The sequence below is a fragment of the Psychromonas saccharinae genome, from assembly GCF_051201515.1.
Lineage (GTDB): Bacteria > Pseudomonadota > Gammaproteobacteria > Enterobacterales > Psychromonadaceae > Psychromonas.
Genome location: NZ_CP195153.1, coordinates 3686410 through 3706890 on the forward strand (window position 1 = coordinate 3686410; position 20481 = coordinate 3706890).

Genomic DNA, 20481 nt, shown 5'->3' on the forward strand with positions numbered 1-20481 from the left:
TATTTAACAAAACAGTTTCTAACACTTTGACATCTGATTTAGTAGATATTTTTTTCTCCAGTCTTGAATTTTTTTATCATGCTCTTTCTCAAAATTAGATTCATTTCTGATATAAATAGGCATATCATTGCTATCTAATTTTGATGATTGTTCAAGCCCATCAAAAAAGGAGGGAGAGTATACTCCTAGCTCTCCAACCCACATTTTCTTTAAATATTCAAACCAATCAGGTGTTGTAGGATCACCAATAATAATCCTTGCTTTCGAATTTAAATAAGTAGAAATAGCATGTCTGGGTACCCAATTTGAAGCATAGTCTTCAAACCTTATTTCTTCTCCAAGTTTCAAATGCTTAGCTTGAGAGACAATATTCGCTCTAAAGAAGTTAGCTTCACTAAGATATATATTGGCCGCATTACAACAAGAATGCCCATCAGAATGTAGCATCAAATCATTGTCTGCAAAGCCAAATGTCATACCTTTCGATCTAATCTGAATTGCCATATCGATTAAATGGGCTTGACGATACTCTAATGGAAGACTAAATTCACGCCCTACTTTTGTAGCACCTAATCTCCTATAGAATGAAATAGGGTCACCTTGTAATATCCCCTTTAGAGATGAGCCAAATTTTGCATTTGCATCTAGCGGTACTTTTAAATATTCTGCTGAAATATGCTTCACACCAATCTTGAAAGCAAGATCAATAAAGTGATCTGCAAACTTTTCATGTCCTGGAATTATAGGCTGAAACCTAAAGGAAACGGGGATTCCTATATCTATAATTTTTTTAGCCGCAATAGTTATTCTTTCTATACTTGGGCACCCTTTGTCGATCATCGACTTATATTGTTCTTCTACTACCGTTGTTGAAAACCTAACATAACAATTTGAACCTTTCAAAATAGATAGGTACTCCTCTTCAGCAATTAAATCACTCTTAGTGCTGATTATTACAGGATAATTATAATCTTTTAGAATTTTCAGATACTCAAGAGTCACTTTTTTCTTAGATTCAATAAGAGTAAATGGATCTGACATGCCTCCTAATTGGAAGGGAATTCGGTGCTGTATAAACTCATCTAAAGCTGAGTTTACGTCCCCTTTCTCCACTCTTTGAAGCCTCTTCAGTAGGGATGAGGGATTACTAACTTTTAATTCAGACTTTCTTCCATGCCCTTGTCTAGTGTTTGCAAAGCAATATGTACAACCAAATTGGCAATTATTATATGAATCCAACCTAAGAGGGGTAGCACAAAATGCTAGCTGACTAGTTAAACCCGCATAATACTGATAATAGGCCACTTAAGTACTTACTCCCGTTACCCAATTCCAGACAAACTGTGCTCCTGAATATAGATGTTGGCAAAGAACAAAACCAAAAATCATACCGCTAATAATAAGCAAGATTAGAATAATTAATCTCGCGAGATAATTACTTTCCGAATACCTACCAAACACTTCAAAAAATACTCCCTTTTCTGAGCCCTCTATTTCTTTGTTTTTAGAATCTAGAACTGGCATACCTAATTTGTATTTTTTACCATAATGTTGGAAGTAAAAAATAGTTTGTAATTTATTAACAATTGGTTTTTTCGATATTATAAAGCTTCCTTTCTCATCTATTTCAGATGAATATTCTTTGACTTGAAGCCTACTGATAAACTTTTTTTTCTGTTCATCCGTCATCTTAGGCCACAACATACTTGCTTCCCAAGCTACCCACCGAGGGTCATGCGAGTAAGATTCATAATCTTTGAATGAATTATATTTACTAATGAAATTTGGACAAAAGATATGATATACAACCAAAGCAATTACAAAAAAGACAGATGAGATCCAAAGTAATTGCCAATTAAAAGGTAGGGTTAGGCTTATCAAATAAGTTTGCGTTCCAAGAGTGACCTCATATTTATCAGGTAAATTTTGTATAATATTGGCAACGATTGGAACTAAAGAAAACCACATGACTAAATATTTAAAAATAGTTATTTGAAAAAAACTTTTATATTTTTCCCATCTAAAATTATTCATATTAGTTCCTTAAAAAAAATCACCTTACAACTATATTACCCTATAACTTAATGTTTTATAAGTATTTAACTATTTATTATTAACTAAATAAGCCTTTAGCTTACCCTAAAGTTGGACATAAAATCAGCTAAAGTAGTCACATATTTAGTCAATGGAAAAGCTGAATATCCCTTGATGTCCTACACGAATATATTTGAAAATACAGGACTAGTACCTAAAACAACTACCAATACATAGTTTCCTACCTAAATACCTAAAGAAAGCATAATATTGGTTATATAAAATTCGCCAAGGTGAAGCTTGCGAATGATATATATAAATAGACAGAAGTAGACGCATATCTACCCAGAAATTACCCAGACAAAAGACCGGATATGACCCTAACCGATTATCTGCGAGATGTTTTATTTGTTTATTTACATGGTTTTTGATGAAAGATGTGCTTTCAAGTATACCTATAAGGACAAATTTCAAGCACAAAAAAACCGACTTAAGATGTCGGCCTACAAGTATTATTTCATTTAAAATCAATAAGTAATGGTGCCCGAGGACGGACTTGAACCGTCACCTCTTTCGAGAGCGGATTTTGAATCCGCCGCGTCTACCAATTCCACCACTCGGGCATCGAGCAATTGCAGTATATGAATGCGTACTGCTGATAAGACAAGAGGATTATACATAGTGATTTTTTTCTGACAAGGTTTTTCAGCGACTATATGATCAACCGCTTAAAAAGACAGCAACTTGAACCTATCAATCTAATTAAATAAAAATGTTTACAAATTGTAAGCCTGTTAATCACTTCATATCTCAGCAATAAATCCCATCGACCTAACTACTTTAATACGAGAAATCCGCCTATTTTGATATACTAAACATTCTTATTAATAAGGAAAACTCATGGCACATTCTGCAGATAAAAAAACAAATAAAACCGTTGCAAAAGCTTCATTTATAAAAAGAATGACAGCTTATTTTATTGATTTTTTAACGGTACTGGCAGTCCTTATCAGTGCAACCGCTATTGCACTTTCATTTGTGTATTTAGGAAAAGTAATTGGATTTATTGATATAGGTAATAATATCAGTGACTATCTCGCGAACAACCTTATTTTTGCTGGTTACTTAGCTGTCACAACGGTAGGTTTTTACAGTTATTATTGGGTTAAAGTCGGACAAACAATTGGCATGAAAATATGTGGTTTACGTATCCAAAATAGCGATGGGAGCCATATTACGATAACTCAATCTTTAATTCGTATGGCTACATCTGCCTTTGGATTAGGAAACTTGATTGCGATTTTTTCTCCTTATCACGCCTTCCAGGACACATGGGCAGAATGCGAAGTGGTTGCGATCACTCACACTTAAAGTGATAAGAAGTAATCACGCCTAAAAATGTTAATTTTCATGATTATTTGAAACATCAAATATTGACTAAATAAAATTAACTTTGCCTTCTCAGCATATATATTGCGACTAAGAAGACGAATAAGCTGGGGGCTATTGCCCCGAATAAAGGTGGAAGTTCAAAGACTAAACTAAAAGGACCGAATAACTCCCCTAAAACGTGGAACACAAAACCACTCGCAATACCAAATATCAGCCTTGTCCCCATGGTAACCGTTCGTAGCCCACCAAAAATAAATGATACTGAAAGTAACATCATCACAACTACCGTAAATGGTAAAACAGCTTTGCGCCAGAGACTCAGCCAATAACGACTCGCATCTTGATCATTAGTTTCAAGGTAAGAAATGTAGTTATAAATATCTCTCATCGACATACGATCAGGATCACTGAGAATGACTTCCAGCTTTTTAGGGGTTAATTGTGTTTCCCAAGAAAATTCATCCATTTTTTCAGTATTAGTTTTTTCTTCACTAAAACTTGTTAGGCTAATATTTTGTAATAACCAACTTCCTTCTTGATATGTTCCTTTTTCAGCCGCCATTGCGCGCTGTAATTCCATTTGTTCATCAAAAAAGAACAGTTTGATATCAAAAAGCTCCGCTTTATTATTCATTCGACCAACACTCACAAAGGAGTCAGCATCTTTAACCCAAACGCCATATTTATTACTGACTTTCTGTTCACCTTGCCTTGCTTCATCACGCATTGAATAAGCTTCTTTATCAGTAACAGGCGCAACAAATTCACTCATAACCATCACAATTAACACCATCGGAATAGCAGTTTTTAACACGGAAATAGCAATACGCAGTTTCGATATCCCCGCCGCTTGCATCACCACCAACTCACTGCTACTTGCTAAGGACCCTAGCCCAATTAAGGCACCAATTAAAGCCGCCATAGGGAAAAAGTCTGCAATTTCAACCGGCATTTTAAGCACAACAAAATAAGCTGCATGCCAGGCATCGTAGGATCCTTGTCCGACTTTTTTCATCTGCTCGACAAATTTAATAATGCCGCTTAATCCTACTAAAATAAACAAACTAAAAAATGTTGCCGCTAGTACCGTTTTACCGACGTAACGATCTAAAATACCCATAATGAAAATTCCGTATAAATACTGTGATTAAGCGGTCTTAGCACGCTTTCTTTTAAAGAATATATTCGTAAACTTACCTAAGCTTTGAAGATGCAAAAGCAATCCCACAACGAAAAAGAGAAGCTGTACAATCCAAATACTAAATACGGGTAAATCCCCTTCTTCAATTAAGCTTTTTGAGGTACTCAGTAAGAGAAAATAAGCTAAATACAATGACAGAGCAGGTAACAGTTTTGAATAACGCCCCTGTCTTGGATTCACCTTCGCTAAGGGAACAGCCATAAAGGTTAACAATATGATGGATAAAGGCAGTGCAATTCTCCACTGTAATTCAGCTTGATATTTTAAATTATCAGATCCAATTAATTGTTCAGTCGGCAAGGCTTCAACGCCGCGCTTTTTCGTTTGCACTTCGCGATTTTCAATATGTATTTGAAAGCTTTCAAATACATTTTTATCAAATTTATTTTCACCAATATTACCAACATAACGTTGCCCATTGGTCATCGTCAGCCATGTACCGGTATCGCGATCTTCAAGCTTGCCATGTAAAGCAGTTAAAATTGAAGGCGCAACATCTGAATCTTCAGGCCAGTGTGCTGCAAATATTTTTTCAAGCTCTTTCCCTTTTTTATATTTTTCAACGTATACGACACCATCATCATTTATTTTATGAAAAATCCCTTCAATAACGGGTGCCGAACCTGCGTTAGCTTCTGCATTCTCAGTGACGGTATCAATTTGATTCTCTGCTAACGGAGTTAAATATAAACTATTAGCGCCAGCAAAAACAAAGGTGAAAAAAGACAATAACAACGTTGATTTAAGGACATTATTAGGGCTATATCCGCAGGAAATCATCGCCACCATTTCGCTCTCACTATACAAACGACCATAGGCAAAAAGAACAGCAAGGAAAAAACTAATCGGTAACATTAATGTTGCTAATGCAGGGATATTTAAATAAAGAAAAGTCATAACAAGATCAGCCGGAATCGCACCTTTAATTGCTTCGGCTAAAATTCGGATAAATTGCTGACTCACAAAGATAAGAAATAAAACAAACAAAATGCCAATCTGACTTTTGAAGGTTTCTAGCATTAAGTAACGAAGAAGTATCACCGATCGCTCCAGTGTAAATTAAGGTTCTATAAAATGAATATACTTTAGCAACGTGATGATTCAGAGGTAGCCATCCGTAATATTATATCGTCTGGATTTAAAATGTTTAAATCGTCAACTATCGCGCTTATTTGGTCTCTTTTTAATAAAGACCCCAATATTCACTTACCAATTTTTACATCGGGCAATAGATAGCGTATAAAACTACTATTTAAAGTGGATTAAGCAAACAAATACGGTAAAATTGTTATTTTTATAGGTTTAGAAGATTTTCAAGCTCCACCCGCTTCTATAATAACTGTATTTTTAACAAAATAGCACAGTTAATCTCAATATAATCTCTGCATTAAGGATAGTTATGGAATTTTTCGTTAAAAGTGGTAACCCAGAAAAACAGCGCAGCGCATGCATTGTTGTTGGTGTTTTTGAACCTCGTCGCCTGTCTCGTGCTGGTGAACTACTTGATGAGATCAGTGAAGGTTATTTAAGTAACCTGCTACGCCGTGGCGATATCGAAGGCAAGGTTGGCCAAGTCTTATTTTTACACCATGTACCGAATGTATTAAGTGAACGCGTTTTACTTGTGGGTTGTGGTAAAGAGCGAGAATTAACCGAAGCACAATACAAACAGATTATCGCAAAAACAATCTCAACACTTAATGATACCGGCTCTTTAGAGTCAATCTGTTTTTTAACAGAATTACGCATTATTGGTCGTGATAGCTACTGGGCAGTTCGCCAAGCAGTTGAAGCAACCGAAGATTCTTTATATAGCTTTGATCAATTTAAAACGACAAAAGAAAACACACGACGTCCTTTACGTAAATTAACGTTTAATGTTTCAAGCCGCAAAGAACTTGCACGTGCAGAGCTTGCTCTACAGCACGGTTTAGCGGTTGCTTCAGGAACAAAAGCCTGTAAAGATCTTGCGAATATGCCGCCAAATATTTGTACGCCATTGTACCTATCTGAACAAGCAAAAATTTTAGAGCAACGTTTTGAAAAAATAGCTACAAAAATTGTTGATGCCGACCAAATGGCTGAGCTTAAAATGGATAGCTACCTAGCCGTTGCGCGTGGCTCAAAAAACCAACCTTATATGTCAATTATGACTTATAACGGCGGTGTTGAAGGCCAAAAACCCGTTGTACTTGTTGGTAAAGGTTTGACCTTCGATGCCGGTGGTATTTCACTAAAACCAGGCGCAGGCATGGATGAAATGAAATACGATATGGGTGGTGCAGCCAGTGTTTATGGCACGATGGAAGCCATTGCGAAACTTGATTTACCGATTAATGTTATTGGGATACTTGTCGGCGCAGAAAATATGCCAGATGGTAACGCCTACCGCCCAGGTGATATTTTAACGACCATGTCAGGACAAACCGTTGAAGTATTAAATACGGATGCTGAAGGCCGATTAGTTTTATGTGATGCACTTACCTACGTAGAACGTTTTGAACCTGAATGTGTCGTTGATATCGCGACCTTAACAGGCGCTTGTATTATGGCATTAGGTCACAATATCAGCGCATTGGTAACGCCTCATAAAGGCTTGGCACACGAAATCATCACCGCATCGAACCAAGCAAGCGATAAAGCTTGGCAATTACCTATGGACGACGAATATCAAAAACAATTAGATAGTCCATTTGCAGATATGGCAAACATTGGCGGACGTCCGGCAGGCACCATTACAGCCGCTTGTTTCCTTTCTCGTTTTACTAAAAAGTATAACTGGGCACATTTAGATGTTGCGGGAACAGCATGGCGTTCTGGCTCAAATAAAGGGGCAACTGGTCGCCCGGTTTCATTATTAACACAGTTTTTAATAAACCGTAGTGAAAGCGATACAACTGAGTTATCTAATTAAATAATGACACAAGTTGTTTTTTATATTTTGCCGCAATCATTGGATAATGAACCAGAAGATGTAAGCGCACACTTCATTCAAGCATGCGCCATTGCGGCATTTTATTATGGGCAAAGTAACAAGGTATTTATCTTTACTGATAACCAACAAGATGCGTTTTCAGTTGATGAATATTTATGGCAGTTTGATGGGGATAGTTTTGTTCCCCACAATCTATTAGGTGAAGGACCTCGATATGGCACACCAGTCGAGATCAGTTGGCAACCACCAACGCATCCGCGCCAAATATTAATAAATTTAAGCTCGAACGTGCCTAAATTTGCAATCAATTTTCAACAGATTATTGATTTTGTTCCTGCTTCGGAAACATTAAAAATTGCAGCACGAACTCGTTACAGTACCTATAAAAAAATGGGACTAACACTTTCTACTCATGCAGTGACTAATGATAACGCTGTTGAGTCAACCAAAAAAGCAGAAGATTAAACGATGGAAAAAACATACAACCCAACTGCCATTGAGCAGAAAAACTACCAAACCTGGGAAGAAAAAGGTTACTTCAAACCACACGGTGATACATCGAAAGAGAGTTACTGTGTGATGATCCCACCACCTAATGTCACAGGTAGTTTGCATATGGGTCATGCTTTCCAAGATACAATCATGGATACCCTTGTCCGTTACCAACGTATGCAAGGCAAAAATACGCTTTGGCAAATGGGAACAGACCATGCGGGTATTGCAACGCAAATGGTTGTTGAACGTAAACTTTTAGCTGAAACCGGTGAAACTCGAAAAGATCTAGGCCGAGATGCTTTTATCGATAAAATTTGGGAATGGAAAGGCGAATCTGGCGGTAATATCTCTAAGCAACTGCGTCGATTAGGCACCTCTGTCGATTGGGATCGCGAACGTTTCACCATGGATGAAGGTTTATCTCACGCCGTTAAGGAAGTATTCGTCGACTTATATAACGATGATCTTATCTACCGTGGTAAACGTTTAGTTAACTGGGATCCTAAGCTACATACGGCCATTTCTGATTTAGAAGTTGAAAATAAAGATGTAAAAGGTTCCATGTGGCACTTCCGTTATCCATTAGCCGATGGCGCAACCACATCTGAAGGGAAAGATTACTTAGTCATTGCAACAACTCGCCCTGAAACCATGCTAGGTGATACTGCCGTTGCGGTTAACCCTGAAGATCCACGTTACAAGGATCTTATTGGTAAAGAAATTATTGTTCCCTTCGTTGAACGTCGTATCCCTATTATTGGCGATCAACATGCCGATATGGAAAAAGGAACCGGCTGTGTAAAAATCACCCCTGCCCATGACTTTAACGATTATGAAGTAGGTAAACGTAATAAACTACCGATGATAAATGTACTTACTTTTGAAGCTTCAATCCGCGATAGCGCTGAAGTATTTAATAGTAACGGTGAAAAAAGTGATGATTACAGCAGTGATATTCCAACGCAATTCCAAGGTTTAGCGCGTGAAGATGCCCGTAAACTAGTTGTAAGCTCTATTGAAGCACTTGGCCTACTCGAAAAAATTGAACCACATGACTTAACCATTCCTTATGGTGACCGTGGTGGCGTTGTCATTGAACCAATGCTAACCGACCAATGGTATGTCCGTGTTGCACCATTAGCTAAAACAGCCTCAGAAGCCGTTGCTAACGGTGATATTGAATTTGTGCCAAAACAATATGAAAATATGTATAACTCATGGATGAATGATATCCAAGACTGGTGTATTTCGCGTCAGCTTTGGTGGGGACATCGTATTCCAGCTTGGTACGACCAAGCAGGTAAAGTCTATGTCGGTCGTGATGAAGCAGAAGTGCGTGCGAAACATAACCTAGGTGATGAAGTAACTCTTCGTCAAGATGACGATGTACTAGATACTTGGTTTTCGTCTGGTCTATGGACATTTTCAACCTTAGGTTGGCCGGAAAAAACGTTGGATCTAAAAACCTTCCATTCAACCAATGTACTAGTGACCGGTTTCGATATTATTTTCTTCTGGGTTGCGCGTATGATCATGATGACCATGCACTTCATGAAAGATGAAAATGGCAAACCACAGGTCCCCTTCAAAACCGTGTATGTAACAGGTCTTATACGTGATGAAAATGGCGACAAGATGTCAAAATCTAAGGGTAATGTACTTGATCCATTAGATATGATTGACGGTATCGACCTTGAAAGTTTAGTCAAAAAACGTTGTGGCAATATGATGCAACCACAACTCGCTAAGAAAATCGAAAAAGACACACGTAAAACATTTGCCGATGGTATTGAAGCACATGGTACCGATGCATTGCGCTTTACTCTAGCTGCAATGGCATCAACCGGGCGAGATATTAACTGGGATATGACTCGCTTAGAGGGTTACCGTAATTTCTGTAACAAGCTATGGAATGCAAGTCGTTATGTATTAATGAGTACCGAAGAGCATGATTGTGGATTTGGTGATAATCAAGATATGCAATTTAGCCTTGCTGATCGTTGGATCCAAGGTCAATTACAAACTACGATCAAAGATTTCCGTCAAGCGCTAGACACCTTCCGCTTTGATATCGCAGCAAATATCTTATATGAATTTACCTGGAGTCAATTCTGTGGTTGGTACCTAGAGTTAACTAAACCGGTATTATTTAAGGGAAGTGAAGCAGAGCAACGTGGCACACGCCATACATTAGTGACTGTTTTAGAAAGTCTGTTACGTGTTGCACATCCAATCATCCCGTTTATGACAGAAGAAATTTGGCAACGAGTTAAAGGTATTACCGGCCAAGCAGGTGAAACTATTATGCTTGAAGCATTCCCTGAGTACACAGAAAGCTTAGTGGACAAAACAGCAGTAGCCGACCTTGAATGGGTAAAACATGTCATTATTGCTGTTCGTAATATTCGTGGCGAAATGGATATCAGCCCGAAAGTACCACTTAATGTATTAATTAAAAATGCTTCCACCGAAGCACAACGTCGTTTCAATGAAAATGAGGCCTTTCTAGCCGCACTAGCAAACCTTGAAAGTGTTACTTTTGTACCAGAAGGTGAAACGACACCCGCTTCGGCAACGGCATTAATTGGTGAATTAGAATTATTAATTCCAATGGCGGGATTAATTGATACTGAAGCTGAGCTGGCACGCTTGAACAAACAGCTTGAAAAAGTAACGAAGGACTTAGCGAAAGTAACCGGTAAACTAAGCAATGAAAAATTTGTAGGTAAAGCACCAGAAGCGGTTATCGCAAAAGAACGTGCAAAACAAACCGAACTTCAAACAACCGCTGATAAATTGCAAGTGCAAATTGAGACAATCAAAGCACTATAGTTTGATCAAATAACATAGTTTTAAAAGGGAGCCTTAGTAAATAGGGTTCCCTTTTTATTGTTTTTCCAGTCATCTTCATTAGAAATTTTATACAGTTCGCCTAATTAGTTCCCTATACACAATCTCCCCCCTTTTTATTAATTTTAATAATAATTCACGCTAAAAACTTAAAGTTAATAAAACCAAATAAATTTAAAATTAAAAAACAATAAACCATTAAAAACGCAATAATAAAGATAATAAAACTTAACTAAACAACAAAAACAGACAAATGAACCATAATGGTGAGCTAATGCACCAATATGTTGCTATTTTACACAAAAAAGAGACGTTTTATTAGCTTCAAGTTAAAAAAGCAAGGCCAGATAGGGCCTCCCGTCTTATTGTTTTATTGGCATGTAGATTGCTATGTTTGCGGTTAATCAACCTCTATCAAAACAGTAATCATCACAAGGAAACATGTATCATGAACTCTGTCACCGAATGCCTCAGAAAAGTTGAATTATTCCAAGACATTTCAACAGAAGAACTAAGCCTATTTGCTGCTCTTGCCGAGTATAAACAACAAACGACAGGCGAGGCTTTATTTCAACGTGAAGACCTCACCGATACTCTATATGTTATTTCTTCGGGCAGCATTCAATTATACGATGACAGAAGTGGTACCGAGCAAAGCATTACTGTTTTTGCAAAACACGAATTTATTGGTGAATCGATCCTTATTGCGCCCGTTCATAAACAGGGATTCAGTGCACGATTATTATCAGACACGGCATATTATCAATTTAAACGCGATGATCTTATTGATTTACTTAGCCAACACGGCCAATTGGCACTGACTTTATCTGCAACAATCTCTCAGCTTATTATTCGTCGTATGAAATACGCAAATAACCGCTACGAAAATATTGCCGCATTATATAGAACGGGAATTAAACGTATTGAGCATGATCTACTGGGTGAAAAGCCTGTTTCCGAAACGGCTTATTATGGGATTCAGACTCTACGCGCACGTGAAAACTTTAATATCAGCGGAATTACCCTTAACTTTTACCCTGACTTCATTAGAGGATTAGCCAAAGTAAAAAAAGCAGCCTCTCTGGCTAATCATGACCTTGGTAATATTCCAGACAACATCAATAAAGCCATTTGCCAAGCCTGCGATGAAATTGATTTAGGCATGTTACACAACCATTTTATTGTTGATATGCTGCAAGGTGGTGCCGGTACATCAACCAATATGAATGCCAATGAAGTCATTGCTAATCGCGCATTAGAAATTATGGGGCATTCACGAGGTGACTATCAGTATTGTCACCCTAATAATCACGTTAATCGATCCCAGTCTACAAACGATGCTTATCCAACCGCGATGAAAATTGCATTAATGGATGCACACGACAAATTGGTCAATGAAGTAAATAAATTAATTGAACTGGTTGATAATAAAACATTAGAGTTTGCGGATGTGCTAAAAATGGGTCGTACTCAAATGCAAGATGCAGTACCGATGACGCTAGGCCAAAGTTTTCAAGCATTTGCAAGTAGTCTGCGTAACGAAGTGGCACGTTTAACCACCTGTAGCCTCCCCTTCTTGACCGTTAATATGGGCGGTACTGCAATTGGTACGGGACTTAATGCAGAGCCTCGTTATCGTGAATTAGTGGTTTCATACTTACAACAAGTCACAGGTCGCAAAATTGTATTAGCAAAAGACTTAATCGAAGCAACACATGATACCGGTTCATTAGTCATGTACTCTTCGGCGATAAAACAATTAGCAGTAAAACTATCTAAAATTTGTAACGATCTTCGCTTGCTGTCATCCGGTCCACGCGCAGGCTTTAATGAAATCAACTTACCACCAATGCAACCGGGATCTTCAATCATGCCTGGTAAAGTAAACCCGGTTATCCCTGAAGTTGTTAATCAAATTGCCTATAAAGTTATTGGCAATGATTTAACCGTCACGATGGCTGCCGAAGCAGGTCAACTAGAATTAAATGTTATGGAACCGGTGATGGTTGAGAGCTTATTTGAATCTATCGAAATGCTTAAAAATGGCATGGATACTCTAGGCACTCGCTGTATTTCTGGAATAACGGCAAATAAAGACGTCTGCGCAAATAATGTTAAAAACTCCATCGGTATCGTTACAGCACTCAATCCACATTTAGGTTATGAAGTGTGTACGGCCTTGGCTAAACAAGCATTAGAACAAAATGAAAGTGTCTATGACCTTGTACTCGAGCAGGAGTTACTCTCAAAAGAACAACTTGATGATGTGCTTGCACCAGAAAATATGATCAATTAAATATTAATCACTTATCATTTCCAAAATACATTAATACATAATCTGGGCGCGATAGGATCTGTCCGCCCTAAATAGGACTACACTAACATTACCCTAAATGCATTTAGCTGATAATTTCTTATAGAAACACGCCATTATTTATAACAAAATATCGGATGCATCAAATTAGTGCATAATTTAATAATAGGGCTGTTTAGAAATATAAAAATATCACTAACATTTTATAAATACGTGTTTAAAAACAATAAAATAGCCCTTATCTACTCGTTAAGCCATGGTTGATATTGCTGGTTATGGATTTCATAATTATTCATGTATAATCAGATTTTATTCAATCACATTTACCCATTGTAATGATGATATACCTGTATTGCGGTATCTAATTATTATCAGTGTATAAATATATTAAATAAAAAATTGGATAAATAATTTAATTATTAAGTTAATACAAAGGAGTTTATGTATGTCTATTAAAAAATTGGCAATGGCAGCAGTTGCTGGTGCAGCCCTAGTTTCAACATCTGCGATGGCAGATAACACAAACATCGTGATTGGCACCGGTGGCCAAACAGGTGTTTATTACCAAGTTGGTGGCGCTATTTGTCGTTTAGTTAATAAAGGGACTACTGATCATAAAATCAACTGTACACATACAACAGGTGGTTCAATTACTAATATTAATGCACTTCGTACCGGTGATATTGATATGGGTGTTGCACAATCTGACTGGCAATACCATGCATACAATGGCACAGCGCCAGATAAATTTCCTCAAGGTCCATTTAAAGAATTACGCGCTGTATTTTCAGTACACGCAGAACCTTTCACAGTCGTTGCACGTAAAGACTCAGGCATTAAAACATTCGATGACCTAAAAGGTAAAAAAGTAAACGTAGGTAATCCAGGTTCAGGCTCTCGTGGTACGGTAGAAATTATCATGAAAAAAATGGGTTGGACAATGGATGATTTTGCTATTGCATCTGAACTAAAATCATCAGAACAAGCAGCAGCATTATGTGATGGTAAAGTAGACGCAATTATTTTCACAGCGGGTAACCCAAACGGTTCAATCAAAGAAGCAACAACTTCTTGTGACGCAATTGTTGTTCCTGTTAATAATGAAGCAGCTAAAGAATTAGTTGCAGAAAATGATTACTATGCACAAACGACTATCCCAGGCGGCATGTACAAAGGAACTGATACAGATACAATTACTTTTGGTGTTGCTGCAACATTCGTTAGCTCAACAAAAACAGATGATGAAACTGTTTATCAAATTGTAAAATCTGTATTTGATAACTTTAAACGTTTCAAAAAAATGCATCCTGCTTTTGCTAACTTAAAAGAAAGTGACATGATAACTAAAAACTTATCAGCGCCACTACATGAAGGTGCTATTCGTTACTACAAAGAAAAAGGTTGGATGTAATCTACCCAATTAGCTAAACAGAGCGGAAGTGTCTCTCACTTCCGCTTTCTTGTTTTATACCCAAGCTACTTTAGCCCTAAATATGAACATCAAGTATCTTAGGTATAAAGAACAAGCACTAACAATAATGACTACGCACTATTTATTATCGTTAGAACACGACGATATAAGCGCATATAGATAGGAAATATTCTTATGAGTGAAATCAATACGAGCAGTACACAGTTGAATGATGAGGATCTACAAGATCTGGTAGCCTCGACAGATACTGGTGGTAGAACGCCCGATAATAAAAATATTGTAAAATTGATGGCAGCAGTCGCTCTTGCCTGGTCAGTATTCCAAATTTGGATTGCCTCTCCCCTTCCCTTTGTTTTTGGATGGGGCGTTTTCTCCAGTGGTGAAGCACGTTCAGTTCACCTTGGTTTCGCTATCTTTTTAGCGTTTCTTGCATACCCAGCATTTAGCGGATCTTCAAGACACAAAATACCATTAACAGATTGGGCCCTTGCGATCATTGCATGTTTATGTGCGCTTTACCCACTGATTGCTGATGCATCGCTCATACAGAGTATATTCGGTACACGTTTAAGCGATCGCCCTGGTGCACCGAACACCTATGACATCATTGTTTCAATTACCGGTATGTTAGTACTATTAGAAGCGACAAGACGTGCTCTCGGTCCGCCACTAATGGTGGTTGCCATCGTATTTCTTGCGTACACATTTTTAGGTCCGATTGCGCCTGAACTTATCGCATGGAAAGGTTCAACGCTAGGTGGTGTAATGAATCACCAATGGTTATTTTCTGAAGGTGTTTTTGGTATCGCCCTCGGGGTATCCACGGATTTAGTGTTCCTATTTGTACTGTTTGGAGCACTACTAGACAGAGCTGGTGCAGGTAATTACTTTATCAAAGTTGCATTCTCATTAATGGGTCACTTCCGAGGTGGTCCAGCAAAAGCTGCAGTTGTTGCATCGGGTATGACCGGATTAATTTCAGGTTCATCGATTGCAAACGTAGTAACAACAGGTACTTTTACTATTCCGATGATGAAACGTGTTGGTTTCTCAGCAGAAAAAGCAGGTGCTGTTGAAGTTGCCTCATCCGTTAACGGTCAAATCATGCCACCAGTAATGGGCGCAGCGGCTTTCTTAATGGTTGAATATGTCAACATTCCTTATTTTGAAGTTGTTAAAAGTGCATTTTTACCCGCCATTATCTCTTATATTGCATTGGTTTATATTGTTCATTTAGAGGCAATGAAACTCAATATGCAAGGATTAACGCGTGAAGGTGAACAGAAAACAATTAAAGATGTTCTGATTTCATGGGCAATGACATTACTGCCTATTATTGCTCTTGCAGGCGGTGCTTATTATCTTTCGGAAATATACAAAGCATTGGCAACATCAAGTGCAAGACTTGCTACCGTATTAGCCATTATTGCGATTCAATATGTCGTATTTAAAAGCTTCAAAGCGAAAGCAAGTGAAGACAAAGTGGCTAAAACAATATCAACTGGTGCGATTATATTAGGCAATACAATTATTGGGGCTTTTGGATTATTCTTCTTAATTGACCTACTAAAAACACATGTCAGCGGAGATATGGTATTTGCTGTTATTACAATATTAATACTTGCCGTTTATATTATACTAGCGAAAATCAGTTCTGCTTACCCAGACTTGGTGATGGATGATCCAAACTCTCCCGTAGTTAGCATGCCAGAAACAGGGCCAACAGTTAAATCAGGACTGCACTTTTTACTACCTGTCGTGGTATTAATTTGGTGTTTAATGATCGAACGAAAATCACCGGGCTTATCTGCATTTTATGCAACGATGCTGATGATATTTATATTAATCACACAACGTTATTTGTTTGCTTTTTTCAGAAAAAGCGCAACATCGGGCATGTTCAAGCTTGGATTTGAAGAATTAACTGATGGTCTAATTACTGGCGCAAGAAACATGATTAGTATTGCGATTGCAACGGCAGCAGCAGGTATTATTGTTGGTGCGGTATCGCAGACGGGTGTTGGTCTAAAACTGGCCGCATTAGTCGAGTTCTTATCCATGGGACATATCATGTTAATCCTATTATGGACTGGTATTCTTAGTTTGATTCTAGGAATGGGACTACCAACAACGGCAAACTATATCGTTGTATCGTCTCTGCTTGCACCTGTTATTGTCAGCCTTGGTCAACAAAATGGGTTAATCGTACCGTTAATAGCTGTCCATATGTTTGTATTTTATTTTGGTATTATGGCCGATGTAACACCACCTGTAGGGCTTGCCTCCTTTGCGGCAGCGGCTATATCTGGTGGTGATCCGATTAAAACGGGGTTTGTCGCTTTCTTCTATTCATTGCGTACTGCATTATTGCCCTTCTTATTTATCTTTAATACAGATCTGTTATTAATGGATGTTAGCTTTATGGAGGGGGTATTTATCTTTGTTATCGCCACCATGGCAATGCTGATATTTACAGCCGGTACACAGGGGTTCTTTATCTCACGCTCTAAGTTATGGGAATCAGGTTTGCTTATCCTAATTGCATTTACCCTATTCCGCCCAGGATTTTGGATGGACTATGTTGTTCCACCTTACGATGAGCGTCCAGGTACTGAGTTAACAAGATCAATGGCTGAAGTTGATCCAGGCTCTCAATTACGATTACTGGTAGACGGTCAAAACGATGTAGGTGATCCAGTCACCTTAACCATGGTTGTCAATGTCCCCGAGGGTAATACCGGTGAAGAGCGTGTTGAAAATTATGGATTAGAACTACTTACTCAAGAGGATGGTTCTATTATGGTAGACGGTATCACTTTTGATAGCCCAGCTGAAAAAGCAGGTTTCGATTTCGATCAAATAATCATTGATGTAGGTGTACCGGAAGATCGCCCTGCTAAACAGTGGTTCTTTATACCAGCACTATTGCTACTTGCCTTTATTATACGTAGGCAACGAAATCGACGCGATGAGCAAAGTCGAGTCGAAAATCAAATGGCATAAATATCCTAAGTGGCTTCTCAGTAAGCCACTTTTTTTGAGCAAAACAAAGTAAAACTAAACCGATAAACCTGAAAAAGAACATTAAAATCATTAAAAATGCACCACAGAGGACACCGAGTTAAAAGAGAAAAGCACAAAATAAGCGATAATTAGCTTATAACATATTGTTTTCGCCTTTCCTCCGTGTAGTGCACAGCGCCTCTGTTAATGAACGTGAACCGAAACGCAGTGTCGCAGTCACATGAAGTGTGCGTGGTATTATTTTTAAGCTTTTTACAAAAATAGCCTGAGTAATCTACGGAAGCATGTCAGGAAAATAACAGAAGCTTTATCTAAATTGTTACAAATAGGCAAGTCGTGTGTTAAATGCGAAGCGACTAAAATGACATACTTCTAAGGGATGGGAGCTTTAACAGAGCGTAGCGAAAATCTCGGGGGCTTGCCCCCGTGCTGGATAGTGTTGACTAGGCGAAGCCTAGTCGAGAGTATCTAGCATTAGGTTTTCAAGGCTTTGTTAGCTTTATCGTTAGCGATAAAGCTTTGGACTATCTTAAAACTCGGTCGCTTGCGGCCGATTCGTTTATCAAATCGAGCATTAAACAGGGAATAAGTAGTGTGAGATTATAATCAATAAACGGATTTACCCATCGATAAAAAAGCTTTACGCCATAAGAAGGAGTAAAGCTAACTCGCTTATTTCATAACAGGTTTAGGTTTAACCACTAAAACACTGACTGGTGAGTTTTCAACCACTTTACTAGCAACGGAACCCAATAGTGCTTTATTCACTTTTGAGCGCTTATGGCTTGGCATAACGATAAGATCAACACCCAATCGGTCTGCATATTTTAAAATAGTTGTATAAGGCTTACCTTCTGCAATATAGGTTTTATATTTGAGGGAGGCTTCTATATGCGTTTTTGCGAAATCATTGAGTTTAGTTTTTACATCTGCTTTCATTTTTTCAGCTGCATCTTTCGGAAAATACGCTGACACCATTGGCATATGAACACCGGGTAATACATTTAATAAATGGATTTTGGCATCTGAATTTTTCGCATGCCAAACTGCAATTTCGACGGCTTTATCGGAAAAACCTTTATCATTTAAGTCCATAGGGACAAGTATATTTTTATACATAATTTTATGCTCTAGATTAAGAAAAATAGGTGACTAATAATACTGCTGAGTATAAAAGAATAAATGAATATAGAAAGTAATAACCTCACTAAAACATGATTAATTTAAATAAAAAAACACTAAATTTAAACAACCCGTAATTCAATTCCAATTTATTCCATTGAAACACTTTTTAACAACCGATCCATCGCTCGATAAGACAGTGACTCGGTAATGTGTTGACGTTCTATTTGTTCGCTTCCCGCTAAGTCAGCAATACTTCTCGCTACCTTTAATAGGCTATGCCATGAGCGTATCGATAACCCCATTCTGTTAATTGCATTTTCTAGAAACTCTGCATCATCGAGAGTTAATTGACAGTATTGTTTTATGTCTTGAGCCGAAAGGGCATTATTGAGTTTACCTTGACGTTTAATTTGCCTTGCTCTCGCTTGTTCTACTCGCTGCTTAATTTGCATACTACTCTCGCCAATTGTCTGTTGCCCAATCTGAGATTTTGCTAACGTTCCCTTAGGAAGCAAAGGCACCATAATGGATAAAGCAAAACGATCTAAAAAAGGCCCCGACAATCGCCCAAGATATCGCAACACTTGATCGGGTGTACTCCGTCTTAATTCACCGCTAATATGCCCACAGGGAGTCGGATTCATCGCACCTATTAATTGAAAGTCAGCGGGGAAAGTCACTTGATTCGCAGCACGTGAGATAGTGACTTCTTTTGTTTCGAGTGGTTGACGAAGACTATCGAGCACCGAACGTGGAAATTCGGGTAATTCATCCAAAAAAAGCACACCTCGATGTGATAATGAAATTTCACCTGGCTTGGGTTTACCGCCTCCTCCAACTAAAGCAACTGAAGACGCACTATGATGCGGCGATCGATACGGTGGTTCAAACCAATCTTCGCGCTGTTTACCACACACCGAATAAATAGCAGCGGTTTGTAATGCGTGTGGTTCAGATAATTTAGGCAGCAACGTCATAAAACGTTCTGCTAACATACTTTTCCCAGTACCAGGCGGGCCAATTAACAGTAAATTATGTGCACCAGTTGCTGAAATTTCTAATGCACGTTTGGCTTGCTCTTGACCAAGCACATCACTCATATCCTGTTGATACCCTGTTTTTTTGATGTCTGGCGCCAGGGCTTCTGATAATTGAAATTTTCCCTGAAAAAAAGCACAGACGTCAATTAAACTTGAAGCTACAAAGGTTGTGGCACCAGTCAATGCACTTTCATTTTGATTATCAGGACAAACAATTAAACTTCGCCCTTTTTGTTTTGCGGCTAATGCACATGGAATAACACCATCAACAGGACGTAATTCCCCCGCTAAGGTCAACTCAGCAAAGCATTCAAATGCTTCTACCTTAGATCCATCAAGTTGATCAGAAGCAATAAGAATCGCCAACGCAATAGCCAAATCAAAACGCCCGCCTTCCTTAGGCAAATTGGCAGGGGCTAAATTAACCGTGATCCGTTTATTTGGAAATTTGAAGTTACTATTGATAATAGCGCTTCGCACCCTTTCCTTCGCTTCTTTTACCGACGTTTCAGGTAATCCGACTAATGAAAAACAAGGTAACCCAGTACCAAGATGAACCTCCACAAGTACCTCAGGGGCATTTACACCCAATAGTGCTCGACAATATAAACGCGCCAGCGCCATAATATCTCCTTTTGT

At 38.3% G+C, this 20481-nt stretch carries 13 protein-coding genes and 1 tRNA gene; 7 read left to right on the forward strand and 7 right to left on the reverse strand.

Annotation, left to right across the window (positions count from 1 at the left end):
* Positions 1-18: 18 nt before the first annotated feature.
* The 3 genes from ACR30L_RS16530 to ACR30L_RS16540 form a co-directional block, all read right to left on the reverse strand.
* Complete coding sequence (locus tag ACR30L_RS16530; protein WP_435235346.1) at positions 19-1305, reverse strand: radical SAM protein; 1287 nt, start codon at positions 1303-1305, stop codon at positions 19-21.
* Entirely contained in the window at positions 1306-2034 is a 729-nt protein-coding gene (locus ACR30L_RS16535; RefSeq protein ID WP_435235347.1) for a hypothetical protein, read from the reverse strand. It lies immediately after the preceding gene.
* A 538-nt stretch (positions 2035-2572) separates the two neighbouring features.
* Positions 2573-2657 (reverse strand) — tRNA-Leu (locus ACR30L_RS16540).
* Between the two features lie 277 nt (positions 2658-2934).
* On the opposite strand from ACR30L_RS16540, the gene ACR30L_RS16545 reads away from it, so the two are divergent.
* Complete coding sequence (locus ACR30L_RS16545; protein ID WP_435235348.1) at positions 2935-3405, forward strand: RDD family protein; 471 nt, start codon at positions 2935-2937, stop codon at positions 3403-3405.
* A 76-nt stretch (positions 3406-3481) separates the two neighbouring features.
* On the opposite strand, the gene lptG is transcribed toward ACR30L_RS16545, so the two are convergent.
* Both lptG and lptF read right to left on the reverse strand, forming a co-directional pair.
* On the reverse strand, positions 3482-4546 hold the full coding sequence (gene lptG / locus ACR30L_RS16550) for an LPS export ABC transporter permease LptG (protein WP_435235349.1): 1065 nt from the start codon (positions 4544-4546) through the stop codon (positions 3482-3484).
* A 27-nt stretch (positions 4547-4573) separates the two neighbouring features.
* Positions 4574-5668 (reverse strand): LPS export ABC transporter permease LptF, encoded by a 1095-nt coding sequence (gene lptF / locus ACR30L_RS16555; RefSeq protein WP_435235350.1) that lies wholly within the window; start codon positions 5666-5668, stop codon positions 4574-4576.
* Positions 5669-6026: 358 nt separating this feature from the next.
* On the opposite strand from lptF, the gene pepA reads away from it, so the two are divergent.
* The 6 genes from pepA to ACR30L_RS16585 all read left to right on the forward strand — a co-directional run bounded on the left by pepA (position 6027) and on the right by ACR30L_RS16585 (position 17656).
* Positions 6027-7541 carry a leucyl aminopeptidase gene (gene pepA / locus ACR30L_RS16560; protein ID WP_435235351.1) on the forward strand — a complete coding sequence of 505 codons (1515 nt, stop codon included), beginning with the start codon at positions 6027-6029 and terminating at the stop codon, positions 7539-7541.
* 3 nt (positions 7542-7544) lie between these two features.
* Complete coding sequence (locus tag ACR30L_RS16565) at positions 7545-8027, forward strand: DNA polymerase III subunit chi (protein ID WP_435235352.1); 483 nt, start codon at positions 7545-7547, stop codon at positions 8025-8027.
* 3 nt (positions 8028-8030) lie between these two features.
* On the forward strand, positions 8031-10889 hold the full coding sequence (locus tag ACR30L_RS16570) for a valine--tRNA ligase (RefSeq protein ID WP_435235353.1): 2859 nt from the start codon (positions 8031-8033) through the stop codon (positions 10887-10889).
* A gap of 466 nt (positions 10890-11355) precedes the next feature.
* Positions 11356-13203, forward strand: coding sequence for an aspartate ammonia-lyase (aspA, locus tag ACR30L_RS16575; RefSeq protein ID WP_435235354.1), 1848 nt, complete (start codon positions 11356-11358; stop codon positions 13201-13203).
* 463 nt (positions 13204-13666) lie between these two features.
* Entirely contained in the window at positions 13667-14632 is a 966-nt protein-coding gene (locus ACR30L_RS16580) for a TAXI family TRAP transporter solute-binding subunit (RefSeq protein WP_435235355.1), read from the forward strand.
* Between the two features lie 195 nt (positions 14633-14827).
* The gene (locus ACR30L_RS16585; protein ID WP_435235356.1) at positions 14828-17656 is read left to right on the forward strand and encodes a TRAP transporter permease; all 2829 of its coding nucleotides are present in this window, start codon (positions 14828-14830) and stop codon (positions 17654-17656) included.
* 693 nt (positions 17657-18349) lie between these two features.
* Here ACR30L_RS16585 and ACR30L_RS16590 read toward each other — a convergent pair.
* Both ACR30L_RS16590 and ACR30L_RS16595 read right to left on the reverse strand, forming a co-directional pair.
* Positions 18350-18796 (reverse strand): universal stress protein, encoded by a 447-nt coding sequence (locus ACR30L_RS16590; protein ID WP_435235357.1) that lies wholly within the window; start codon positions 18794-18796, stop codon positions 18350-18352.
* Positions 18797-18948: 152 nt separating this feature from the next.
* Positions 18949-20466, reverse strand: coding sequence for a YifB family Mg chelatase-like AAA ATPase (locus ACR30L_RS16595; protein WP_435235358.1), 1518 nt, complete (start codon positions 20464-20466; stop codon positions 18949-18951).
* Between the last annotated feature and the right edge of the window lie 15 nt (positions 20467-20481).